The sequence below is a fragment of the Sphingomonas sp. genome, assembly GCF_965200135.1.
In the GTDB taxonomy this organism is placed as follows: domain Bacteria; phylum Pseudomonadota; class Alphaproteobacteria; order Sphingomonadales; family Sphingomonadaceae; genus Sphingomonas.
The window spans coordinates 252,135-263,885 of the sequence record NZ_CBDATK010000002.1 but is presented as its reverse complement, the minus strand read 5'-3'; the positions used below and the strand labels follow the sequence as shown (position 1 = coordinate 263,885).

The following is an 11,751-nucleotide window of genomic DNA, read 5'->3' as shown; positions in this document are numbered from 1 at the left end:
GTGGGGCGGCGCGTTGGACACGAAGTACTTCACCTCCCCGGACGCCACGTTCCGGGCGACGATCAGCCGGTACGTGCGATCGGTCGGCTGCCCGTCACGCTGGAGGTGGACCTGCCCGGCCTTCACGTCCCACGCCTGCGGTCCGAGCGTCTGCCGCGCCAGCTCGACCCGCTGCCACTTCTGCGTGCGGAACGGCTTGCCCAGGGCCGCCGCGTTGTCGGCCCGCTTGGCCTGGTACGGCCGCTGGTGCGAGTCGTACGCCGGGTACGTCGGCCAGCACATCAGGTTGGCCGGCACCTCGCAGCAGTAGTGGAGGCCCGTCCCGTCCAGCAGCGCCAGGAACTCCGGCTTCCCGCCGTACCCCTCGTCGAACGTCAGCCAGTCGAACCGCACGCCGTTGGCGACCGCCCGCTTGACCTGCTCCAGCGCCATGACCCACTTGGACCGGTGGGCGATCGTCTCGGGGATGTGGGCGGCCGCGCACCGGTCGCGGTCCTGGTCCCACGACTCGTCGGGCACGTACAGGTCCGAGTCGAGCACGCCCAGGAACGTCCCGCGTCGGACCGCCAAGTGAACGGTGACGATGCAGTTCTCGACCTTGCCCATGGACCCGCAGTACTGCCGCTGCACGCCCGGGGTCTTGTCGCCCTTCTTCGCCTGCGACGTCTCGTCGATCAGCCCGATCGTCCCCACCCCGTCGGCCGCCGGTGGTTCGCCCGGGGCCGGCAGGTGGCGCTCGACGACCCGCCGCTGCAGCCGGGCCAGCACCGCGTCCTGGTCCCACGCGTGGTCGGCCAGGAACTGCTGCAGCGTCCGCGCCGCCGTCCCCGCCGCCAGCGCGATCGGCTCGACGCTCTTCCGAGGCAGGTCGCTGGCCAGCCCCCGGCAGTACGTGCCCAAGTGGCGGAACGACTTCACGTTGCCGAAGGCGGATCGAAACTCCCGCAGGTACCCGTCGAACGCCGGCCCCAGGGCCGTCACTTGCTCCGCGGTCATGTGACCTCCTTGTCAGGAGGCGTTACCGCTTTCGGCGTCTGGCGTTGTGCGAATGCGGCGCTGTAGTGCTAGGCGTCGTCGACGCATTCAAGGTGCTCGGACGGCGTCTCCCAGACTTGGTCCGCGAGACGACCACGACGCTGCAGTCGGGCCGGTCCGCCGTTGATGCCGAGACCCTGGCAGCTCGGATCTGCGTCGTCGCCGCCCAGGCGGTCGTGGCATATCGCGCGTGTGAGGACCAGATCAGCTCCGAGTTGAAGTTCTACCGTTCCGAGCTGAAGGGGGCTGGGCAGCATGCCGCAGGCGGTCAGGGCGGGGCTAGCCTGCGGGACCAGGAGTCGGACGAACACCTGCAGGTCGGCTCGGGGTGATGGCAGTCGGGGGGAGACATGTCCGCGAACCGGCTGGGTCGAGGCCCTGGGTAGAGCTGGACATCTCGCCGCTGACGGCGACACCATGCAGCGCGACGCACCGGGTGTACGAGGAGTGGAACACAGGTCGTCTGCGATCAGGGAGCTGGCCGGCACGCAAGCTGGTGCCGGTCCATGGGACGGACGTCGACCGCGATCCGTGGGCGGTACGCGTTCCGACAAGATGGCGGTCGTCACGACGGTTACAGAGATACAGGTTTGAACATGGCGATCTCAAACAAGCGTGCAAAGGGGGTCGGGAAGTCTCAAGTCGCTGCGGTTCGGCGGGCGGCGGCCATCAATCGGTCGCTCAGGTGCGGGCTCAGGATCGACGGCGAGACGCTTTCGATCGGGGGTATGCGGCTCGACATGCCGGAGAGCGCCCGGTCGTTGTTGCTTGACCACCTTGTTCGTGGTGTCGGCACTTCGGCAGCCCTGGCCCGCCGCCTCAACAGTTACGGGCTCTCGGAGTGGGAGAGGCGGTTCTCGTCCGTGTTCCACCAGGACGAGGTGGCACCGGAATGGGCGGCCCGGGCTCGCTCTGGTCCTTGATCGGAACATCGGCGAATGGAACGCTCGCCAGATGTACATCAATCATCGGTGGCAGGGTGACGATCGCCACGTTCCGAGGCGACCCGTGTTGGGGGGCTCGGCTGTGGTCTCCGACCCGGTGGATACCTCGCTACCAGGAACGAGTTGGCGACTCGGCCTCCCGCGAAGCTGATAGCGGCGACCGGCCCGGCGAGAACGTCGATTGAAGTGTAAGTGAGCCCTTGGCCCAGCCACCCATCGATCTCTGCCTTCTCGTTCGCGGCAGAAGGCGGCGGTGCCGTTCGCGAGACCTCCACTCTGACGTGCTGGGCCCGGCGTGCGTGGTGAGGACGTCGGCCTCGATTTGAGGGGCGCGTCAGGCCTCGCCCTGCTGCGCCTGTGTGCAACCTTGAAAGGAGAACGTGTGATGAGTGACTTTGATGACCTTGAATGTGCGGGTGCCGTCGTCGTGGAGGGATGCGAGGCGGTAGACGCCTGGGCGCGGAACCGAATACACACCGAACGAGGCGACGATCCGGTGGAGCGTCAACTGAACGCCCTGGCTGACAACATGATTCATTTGGCCGCTCTCGCACGCTCGCGGGGCTGGGGGCAGGTGTTCCTGGCGTACTTGGTCGACAGGGCAACTCTTGGGGCGGCGGACGGCGATCCAGACCTGCGAGTTGTTGTCCGCTTGAACAACACCGGCCGTTCGCCCGATGCGGCGGCTGAAGACCGGAGGGCGATCAGCGAGACCGCCTGCCCCTGGACGGAAGACGGCCTGCGCAGCCACGGAACTGCCCGTCGGACGGGACCTCGTGCGGCGAACTGATCGTCCACGAATTGAAAACTGTGAGACTTCTATGCCGAACCATTGTTTCTGCGACCTGTTCATTGAGGGACCGCAGACGGACATTACCGACCTGTGTTCCCGGCTCCGAGTCGACGAAGACGGCTACCCCATGCTACTTGAGAGCCTGCTGCCCATGCCGGCGGACCTGGCCGACACGAGGTCGCCGTCGCCACTTGAGACGGGGCTCATCTACGACCGAATGCTCGGCACTACTCGTCTGTTGACGGGCGAGGAGCGGACACACCTTGAAGGCTTACAAGGAAAACATGGGCATGCCGACTGGCTCTCATGGCAGCTGGAGAACTGGGGTGCTCGTTGGTGTGACTGCGAGGCGAGCATCGAGTGTGGCAGCAACCCCGTAAGGGCAACCTTCTGGTCGCCGTGGCGTCCGCCGATCAGCGGGGTCGCAGCGGTCGCCGCCATGTACCCGCGACTGGAGTTCGTGCTGGAGTACGAGGAGCGGAACATGGGCCTGTATGGCTCCTTGGTTTGGTCGGCGGGCGAGTTGGTGTCAGAGAATGGTCGAAGGGTCGCGTGATTAGGGTAGGCCTAGCTGTGACGGCTGCCGGCCACTACATCCTAGCGGCTCGGCGGGTGGCCGGGGCCGGATCGGACGCGCCCGACATCGAGGCGCTGGCGGACCGAGACGGCTTGGGCATACACTCGCGGGACCGACCACCGGTGGCGTGGGGACAGTAAAGAATATGGTAGGCGTCGAGAAACCGGACGTGGCCGCAGTCGGCCACAGCCACGTCGAGCCGAGGTCTCCAGCTCGCCATCACGGAACCGACGCTGCTCTCTTACCTGCTCCGGCAGTTCCTCAGCGGCAGGGTTGCCGCACACGTCCGCTGCCAAGAGAACCCCAGGCCGGGCCGGAACCGCCGCGCCTGCGTCGATACCCACCGGATGCCGATCAGCCGCTCGATCCGGTCGGCCGCCTCGGCCACCGTCCGGACCGGCCGGTCGGCCAGGTCGGCCTTGATCGCCGCCGCGTGGCGGGCCAGGTCGCTGACCAGCCCCTTGACGGCCCACCGCCGCAGGCCGTCCAGCCCGCCGTCGCGGTAGGCGGCCACCTACCGCTCGGCGGTCGCCCGGGACACGGCCGCGACCTTGGCTGCTACGTCCCGCTTGGCCCCGCAGGCGGCCGGGTTGACGGGTCATGTTTGAACCTGGCCGAGGGGTTCTCTTCGTCCGCCGTCAGCCACGCAGATTGAGCGGGGCACGACCGGATGGTTTGCTGAGACATCATCCGCCTCCCGTTCCTCTTCCGGCGTGAAGCGCGAGGGGGTAGGGCAACTACCGGAACACGGTCAGCTGCGGCTCACGCCGGCATGAACAGCTCGGCCGTCATTTGACCGTTCACGTCGCGCTTGTCGGCCCAGATGACCAGTTGCTTCTCCTCGGCCTGCTCGATCATCAGGCGGATTTGGCCGCTCACGCCCTCGGCCCAGTCGAGCTTGTAGTAGATCGCCCCAGTGCCCGGCGGCGGCAGGTTCGGCACGGCCTCCAACTGCGGGACCAGGCGGATGCCGCTGAACGCCTTATTGACCCCCTCCGGCAGCCCCAATTGGATCGTCCGCATTCGCACCGCGTCGGCCAGGGCGCTCACGTCTCCGTCGGTGTGGACCCGCAGGTAGAAGCCAACCGCCCGGGCGAATTGCTCCTTGGTCAGCGTCGCCCGGGCCACCGGTCCGGCCGGCACGAACCGTACTCGGTCGACGTTGTGCGTTATGGGGGGCACCAGCAGCTCGCGCGCCTTGGCAATGGCCGACGCGAACGTCCGGGCCAGATCGGTATGGTCGTACTCGGCGACGGCCGCGGCGTGGTCGTCACCCGGCTGCAGGGCGGCGAGCTCGCCGACCATTGCCCGCAACTCGCAGTACACCTCGAACGGCGACACGTGCGTCGCCGCCGCCAGCGACGCCAGCCGGCCGTGGTACCGGTTCAGCGTCCGCAGCCGCAGCGCCCCCTCAAACTGGGCCGGCGTCGGGGCCGTCTTGAACGCGAAGCCGCCCTGCCCCAGCTCGGCCAGCGACCGCTCGCGGGCCTCGCCGACCTCCAGCACCAACTCGTCGACCTTCCGCCGCAGCGGCGGCCACCCGCGGAGCACCATCAGCGGCGGGTAGAACTCCGGGTCGACCGCCGGCCGGCCGTCGACCACCCGCACGCGGAGCAGTGGCACCAGCTCGACGTTCTCCCCCCGGGGCGGCCCGACGACCAGCCGGGCGTTGATGACCCGCACCTGAACGTCCTTGGCCGCCGCGTTCGTGTTCTCGTCCCGGACCTGGACCGTGTCGACGGCGTACCGCCGGTTTCGCTCGGCCGACCCGTCGAGCACGTTCGGCCCGGCCGCGTCCCACCGCGGCACGGCCAGCGACACCAGCAACGCCTGCCCGGGGCCCAGCGCCGCCAGCTCGGCCGCCACGGCCGCGTCCTCGGGCAGGTTGGCGTTGGCGTTGACCTCGACGTCGAGCCCGTCGGGCAGGACGACGCGGAGGCGGTCGAATCGCAGCCGCCGCCCGGCCAGCAGCTCGGCCGAGACGGCGCAGTCGACCACCCCGTACGGGTACGGCCAGGCCAGCTGCCGCTCGCGGGCGAACCGCTCGTCGGTCGCCCGCTGCATGATCTGCAAGTGGTGCGGCTGCAGGGCCAGGCCCTGCCGCCAGTGGATGGGACGTTCAGCCGCCATGTTTCGTGCTCCTCGGGGTCTGAGATGATTCGTGGATTGGTCTACGGAGGTCGGTTCAGCCGTGGATGGGTCGGCCGCAAGCACGACAAACCGGGCGGCCGCGACGACGACCGCCGGCGTCGGTGGTCGGCGTGGTGATGGCCTAACACGGCGTCGCGATGCCCGGACGGATCGGGTTGCGGACGGTGACGAACGCCGTCCGGACGCTCGGGTTCTTCGGCACGCCGGATCGGCGGCCCACGCAGGTTGAGAATCCGATGGTCCGGTCCCGGTCCCACTCTTCGAACAGGTTGTGCCGCCTGCCGACTTTGTAGTTCACCCCTCGTTCTCGAAGTTCGAGGTCCGCCAGGTAAGGGTGTTCCAGCTCACCCTCGCCGACGGCCACGCGCGTGAACTCGGATTCGGGCGGAGGTGTGCCGTCCCAAAGTCGCAACAGCCCGGGCATCATCCGACGGAAGTCGTCGGCGGCGAGGAACGCCCTGGCGGATTGCAGGTCGAACCGGCCGGCGAGCACCTTGCCGAACCAGCCGGAGTAGGCGAGGGCCTCGTCTTGATAGACGTCTGTCGCGGGATCCAAGGACGCGGCGCGCTGAAATCGATCCGCGGTCAAATAGTCGGCCGGTACCCGAAACTCGGTCACGTCCCGCGTGGTCTGTGCCAGGGCGAGGAAAACGCGGAACTGCCATACGGCGACCGGGCGGGTCGCGAGCCACTGTTGTCGGCTGGCGTCCGGGGTGAACCGTGACGGAATCAAGACCATGGCCGCCAGCTCCACCGTATCGAACCAGACGTCGCCCGGGACGGCCTGATGGGGAGGGGTCAGTCCCGCGTACGCGCGGGCACCGTCCCAGTCGTCGGGTGACAAGTCGACGGTCGCCCGCCCCACCCGCGCGAACGCCGCGAGGGACCGCGCGTCGCGGCCCAACCCGGCCCGCTTCAGCGCGGCGGCCAAGGCGTCGCCTGCGGCCGGGTCGCACCCGGACGACAGGTAGGTTGAAAAACGGTCTTCCAATTCGCTGGCGTAGATCATGGGTCACTGGCGGTTGTGGTTGTCGATGTTGCCGCTCGCGGCCGCCTCGCCCGAGACGGAGACGCCCGGGCCCGGATGCGTCCCGAGCATCTACGGGGCCGTGCCGGACGGCCCACTGCCGCGAACCGGTGGAAGGCCGGGCCGCCCGTCGGCAGGGAACGTCGGGTCGATCGCCTGCTGCTTGAGCGACCGTATCCGGGTGGCCTCGCCCCAGGTGGTCGGCTTGTCACCGGGGTAGTAGACGCGGCCGTTAGCGTCGTCGACCAGGGCGTTGTCACTCGTGTTGCTGAACCGCTGCTGCTCGGACGCGCTCAGCGGCTCGTCCGGGTCGTGCACGTTGGCCGGCACCTCGTCCAGCCCCGCCCGGTCGGCCGCGACGAGCCGGCGGTGGTCGAGGGTGGTGTAGCGGCCGTCGTCGGTCTGCACCATGTCCGGGGGAGCCTTGGAGTTGTCCCAGCCGTTGGTCCGCATGTCGCCCGCCACGTCGTCGATGCTCCGACCGTCGGCCGTGTTCGGGCTGACGTCCGCCTGGGTGGAGTTCACCTGATCCAACCGGACGTTCTTGACGACCGGACCATCTGTCGTCGGATTGGGTTCCGCCCCGGGTTCGTCGCCCCCACCCGCGGTCGCCTCGGGCGTGGTCGACTCGGGCGCGGTGTCCCCGCCCGCTCCGCCGCCGGTCATGGCCTCGCCCACGCCGCCGAGGACGCCGCCGAGGGCGACGGACGTGCCGAACGCTTCCCAGCTCCAGTGCGCGTCCGGGTTCGCCGCCGTCGTGGCGGAGTAGGACGTGGCTCCGGCCAGCATGCCGACGCCGATGGCCGTGCCCATCGCGCCCAGGCCGGCGGCGGCCAGCACCGGGGCGGCGACGATCGCGGTGGCCGCGCCGACGGCCCCGCCGAGCGCGCCGTAGAGGGCGGCCTTGGCGATGCACGACGGGCACAAGTGGTCCTCGTTCAGCGCCTCGCCCAGGCCGCCGGCGACGGCCCCGCCGATGGCGGCGGCGGCGATCAGGACCGGGGCCGCCGCCCCGCAGGTGGCGACGATCAGCACGCCCACCGCGATGCCGGCACCGATCGCGGCCACCGTCTTCCAGCTCGGCCACAGGCCCAGCACGTCGATCCGATTAACCGGGTCGTTGTCGCAGTAGCTGTAGACGTGCATCCCGCCGAGGTACGTGACGGGGTCGCGGGAGAGGTACCGGCCCAACTGCGGGGAGTAGTAGCGGAAAAAGTTGTAGTGCAGGCCGGTTTCGTCGTCGAACTGCTGGCCGGCGAACCGCAGCGGGTTGCGAACCTGATTGACGAGGACGGTCGCCTCGCCGAAGGCGGCGTAGTCGGCCGACCAGACGACGGTGCCGGTCGCGTTGGTCAGCCGTCGCGGCGTGCCGACGTGGTCGGTGTGGTAGCAGTAGACGGCCGTGCCGATGCGCGTGGCCAGCGGCGTCGGCAGGCCGGGGTGGTACAGGTAGTCCTGCACGCCGGCCGGACCGGCCCCGCCGGCCGGGGGAAGGGCGACCTCGCGGATCAGCCGTGGGCCGGCCCACAGGTACCGCGTGCGGGTGCCGTCGACCTCCTTCCAGATGCGGCGGCCCAGCGCGTCGTACCCGAACCGAACCGTGCGGCCGTCGGCGCGGGTGGCGGCGATGAGCAGCCCCCGCGCGTTCCAGGTGTACCGCCAGGTGCCGGTCGGGGCGGACAGCGTGGCCAGGTTGCCGTCGGCGTCGTGGCCGCACCGGGCGTCGCCGGCGGTGACGATCTGGCTGAGGTTGTTGGCCGTCGTGGGGACGCCGTTGGCGCGGACGCGGTTGCCGGCCGGGTCGTACGCGAACGCCTCGCTGCGGCCGGGGCGGTCGGCCTGCACGGCGAGCAGTTGGCTCTCGGCGTCGTACCGGTACTGTCGCAGGCCAACGTCGGTGTCGCGGGACTGTCGCAGGCGGTCCTCGCCGTCGTAGGCGTAGTCGGCGGCGAACCGCTCGTGGCCGTCCGGCGAGGCCGTACGGATGGCCGCCGGTCGGCCGTTGGGGGCGAAGGTGGTCGTCGTGACCAGGCCGTTGGCGGCCGTCTGGCGCGTGGTGCCGTCGGCCGCGTAGCTGACGGCGTGGTGGCCGCCGGCCCAGTCGGTGGCGCGGGCGAGCCGGCCGTCGGCGTCGTAGTCGAACGCGACCCGTTCGCCCGTCGGGTAGCCGATCGCGGCGAGCAGGCCGGTGCCGCCGTACTCGTAACGGACGGTCTCGCCCGATTGCGTTTCCTCAACCAGGTGCCCCCTGCCGTCGTATCGGAGCGCGACGACCGACTCGCCGCAGCGGGCCTCGGTCACGCGGCCGGCGGCGTCGTAGGCGAACGACAGCGACTCGTCGGCGTACGCGGCCCCGATCACCCGGCCGTCGGCGTCGTGCTCGAACGACACGATCGGCCGGGCGTCGTCGGCGACCTTCCCGACGCTGACCCGCGTGAGCCGCTGGCCGGCCGCGTAGGCGTAGAACTCGCTCGTCCCGTCGGCGTGCGTCTTCCGCGCCGGCGACGGGCCCCTGCCGTACGCGAAGGCCGTCGTGTTGCCGTTGGCGTCATCGATGCCCGTGAGGCGGCGTTGGCCGTCGAACGCGAACGATTGGCGGTGCCCCCGCCGGTCGGTCACGGCGACGACCTGGCCGGTGTCGCCGTACGCGAACGCGGTGGCCGTGCCGTCGGGGTAGTCGACGCGCTCGATCTCGCCGCGGGTGCCGCGGGCGAACCGGACCGGCTTCTGGCCCGCCCGTGCGACGGCGACGGCCAGGCCGTTCGCGTCGTATCCGACGTCGACGGCCGCGCCGGTGGGGCCGGTGATCTTCGTCGGCTGTCCGTCGCGGTTGTTCTCGAACAGCGTCGTGTGGCCCAGCGGGCTCTGGACCCGCGAGATGAACCCGAGCCGGTCGAAGCCGACCCGCGTCGGGTTGCCGGCCTCGTCGCGGACGACGATGACGACCACGTCGCCGGTCGCGGCGTCCCAGGCCGCCGTCCGGCCGGTGCCGTCGAACGTGCCGATCAGGCCGTTGCCGATCGCCCGCCGCCGCAGCGCGCCCAGGACCGGATCGCGGATGACGAACATGGGCCTACGTCACCCGACGGTGACGCCCTCCGTCGCGGGTCGGCCGATCGTGACGGCGAACGGCTGCCGCCGCAGGGCACCGTCGGCGAGCGAGAACCGGAGCAGCGTGGACCGGTCCTCGCCCTCGGCCAGGTACGACCCGACCGGGCCGAAGAAGTCGGCCAGCTCGGCCGCGTTCAGCTCCGGCAGCACCAGCGGCAGGACCCGCGGGTCGTAGTAGCGGAAGTACAGTTGTTTGCCCGCCTCGGTTTTGACCAGCAGGAACCGGCGGAGGTGCCGGCGGACGTCGGCGAACGGCTCGGCCGACGTCAGGTACACGCCCCAACTGCGGCCGAACCCGCGGGCGACCAGCGCGTCCAGGATCGGCGACGCCGGCGCCAGGCGGACCAGGTGCGGCGCGACTCGCGCCAACTCGTTGCCGCGGGCCCCGTCGTACAGCGATTGGCACTGCACGTCCGCCGCGGCGTGCAGGACGCCGTGGACGGCCGGCCCGCGAGCGGCGTCGACGATGGCGAACAGCGGCTGCGAATCGGACAGCAGCAGCAGTCGTCGGAGGTCGGTCGGCGCCGGCGCGGCGGTGTGGACGATCGCCGCCGGCGGGGCGTCGCCACCGGCCGGGCCGCGCGGCGTGACCGTCGGCGGGGCGGCGGGGCCGGCGGTCAGTTGGACGCCGAACGTGGTGGTGCCGGCCCGGACGTGGTCGTTGTCGTTCAGGGCCGCGGCCGCCACGCGGACGCCGTTGACGAACAAGCCGGCCGGGCTGCCGAGGTCGCGGACGAGGCACGCGTCGGGGCCGAACTCCAGGCCGAAGTGGACGCCGGCCAGGTCGGGGTCGGCGGGGACGGGCAGCGTGTTGGCCGGCCCGCGGCCGACGGTGGCGACGCCGCCCGGCGTGAGCGTGATCCGGCGGCCGGTCAGCAGGCCGGTGAGGATTTCCAGGGTCAACCGCGACATGGTCAACTGCGATGGTCTGGTCCGCCCGACGGACCGGGGGTGGCGGCGGCGGCGGCGCGACGGGTCGTCGGCCGCTAGCCGCCGCCGGCGCACTTCTCGGCGAACGGGGCCCCCGTGCCGGCGGCGGCCCCGAGGGGCCCGCCCTGGCCGGCGAGGCCGATCTGGACGGTCGGGCAGCCGACGACGATGACGCCGCCGTGGGCCGTCAGGTCGCCCATGCGGGCGGCCGGCTGGCCGCCGATCAGGACGTCGAACGCGCCCATGGCGATCACGTCCGGCGGGCCGACGCAGGTGACCATGTCGCCGACCCGGGCGGCCGGCAGGTCGCCGATCAGCACGGTCGGGCACCCGGGGGCCAGGATCGGCCCGCCGACGTGCGGGACCAGCACGGTCACCATCGGGCAGACGTGCATGTCGGTCAGTCGGGCGGCGGGAGGCATGGCTCTTCCCTGTTTGATTACTGCGGCTACCCACTTCGGGTCGCCACTGGCCGGTGCGGCCGTCTGTGGCGGGTTGCACCTGCCCTCACGAGAATCTGGTGACGCCCACGGCACTGCCGTGGGTTCCCGCCGCGGCGTGACGGGCTTTGAGGCGAACGCCGGCCGCGACGGTTAGGCGTAACCCGCTCTAAAATGCACCGTCCTGACTGAGCAGCTTGGCCGTAAGCGTCAGCAGGTACAGGTCCGACCCGATGCCGGCTGCGCGGCCCAGCGTTGAGCCCTTGGGTACTGTCTTCTTCATTACAAGCGAGCAGCCGATGTCGCCCCGGCGCGCTCGGTAGACCTCGCGGTGGAAGCTGGGATCGGCGTCAATCTCGCCCATGGCCGCCCTGAGTTGCTCGCCCGTGGTCGTTCGATCTAATCGGGGTCGGAAGCCGAAGTCGACGAACCGCCGCTGCAATCGGTCGACGATTTCGGACGTTGGTTCGAGCAGTAAATAGTCTGACTGGGGGCTCACGTGCGCTGCGATGACGAGCCCGTTATCGAAGTCGACGCTCGAGAACCGGGTCGGGTCGACGGTCAGGGACCAGCCCGGACCCCTCAGCTGGACGACGTGCGGGTCGACCGTGATCTGGCCCGTGCCGGTGTCAACCGCGTTCAGCCGTGGGTCGAGCCGGGCGACTAGGTCGTCCGAGTGCCCGCCGAGCATGATGTCGATCACGGGAAGGTCTGGCATAAGGTGACTCAATGTGGCATGTCGG

At 70.4% G+C, this 11,751-nt stretch carries 11 protein-coding genes; 3 read left to right on the top strand and 8 right to left on the bottom strand.

Translation table 11 applies throughout. The features are described from left to right. Positions 1–996: IS701 family transposase (locus ACOFKS_RS01790; RefSeq protein WP_419807522.1), on the bottom strand; the 996-nt coding region annotated here is incomplete at its 3' end. A 65-nt stretch (positions 997–1,061) separates the two neighbouring features. On the opposite strand from ACOFKS_RS01790, the gene ACOFKS_RS01785 reads away from it, so the two are divergent. The 3 genes from ACOFKS_RS01785 to ACOFKS_RS01775 all read left to right on the top strand — a co-directional run bounded on the left by ACOFKS_RS01785 (position 1,062) and on the right by ACOFKS_RS01775 (position 3,328). Continuing rightward, positions 1,062–1,367 (top strand): hypothetical protein, encoded by a 306-nt coding sequence (locus tag ACOFKS_RS01785; protein ID WP_419807521.1) that lies wholly within the window; start codon positions 1,062–1,064, stop codon positions 1,365–1,367. Positions 1,368–2,364: 997 nt separating this feature from the next. Then, a complete protein-coding gene (locus ACOFKS_RS01780; protein ID WP_419807520.1) occupies positions 2,365–2,769 on the top strand; it encodes a hypothetical protein in 405 nt (134 codons plus the stop codon). A 31-nt stretch (positions 2,770–2,800) separates the two neighbouring features. Then, entirely contained in the window at positions 2,801–3,328 is a 528-nt protein-coding gene (locus ACOFKS_RS01775) for a hypothetical protein (protein WP_419807519.1), read from the top strand. Between the two features lie 262 nt (positions 3,329–3,590). Here ACOFKS_RS01775 and ACOFKS_RS01770 read toward each other — a convergent pair whose 3' ends face one another. From ACOFKS_RS01770 to ACOFKS_RS01740, 7 genes are all read right to left on the bottom strand, one after another. Next, complete coding sequence (locus ACOFKS_RS01770; protein WP_419807518.1) at positions 3,591–3,863, bottom strand: hypothetical protein; 273 nt, start codon at positions 3,861–3,863, stop codon at positions 3,591–3,593. Positions 3,864–4,111: 248 nt separating this feature from the next. Continuing rightward, complete coding sequence (gene tssK / locus ACOFKS_RS01765; protein ID WP_419807517.1) at positions 4,112–5,479, bottom strand: type VI secretion system baseplate subunit TssK; 1,368 nt, start codon at positions 5,477–5,479, stop codon at positions 4,112–4,114. Between the two features lie 142 nt (positions 5,480–5,621). After that, positions 5,622–6,509, bottom strand: coding sequence for a hypothetical protein (locus ACOFKS_RS01760; RefSeq protein ID WP_419807516.1), 888 nt, complete (start codon positions 6,507–6,509; stop codon positions 5,622–5,624). 90 nt (positions 6,510–6,599) lie between these two features. Continuing rightward, the gene (locus ACOFKS_RS01755) at positions 6,600–9,596 is read right to left on the bottom strand and encodes an RHS repeat-associated core domain-containing protein (RefSeq protein WP_419807515.1); all 2,997 of its coding nucleotides are present in this window, start codon (positions 9,594–9,596) and stop codon (positions 6,600–6,602) included. A gap of 9 nt (positions 9,597–9,605) precedes the next feature. After that, entirely contained in the window at positions 9,606–10,550 is a 945-nt protein-coding gene (locus ACOFKS_RS01750) for a DUF4123 domain-containing protein (RefSeq protein WP_419807514.1), read from the bottom strand. A gap of 74 nt (positions 10,551–10,624) precedes the next feature. Continuing rightward, complete coding sequence (locus tag ACOFKS_RS01745) at positions 10,625–10,990, bottom strand: PAAR domain-containing protein (protein ID WP_419807513.1); 366 nt, start codon at positions 10,988–10,990, stop codon at positions 10,625–10,627. Between the two features lie 187 nt (positions 10,991–11,177). After that, entirely contained in the window at positions 11,178–11,711 is a 534-nt protein-coding gene (locus ACOFKS_RS01740; protein ID WP_419807512.1) for a hypothetical protein, read from the bottom strand. Positions 11,712–11,751 lie beyond the last annotated feature (40 nt).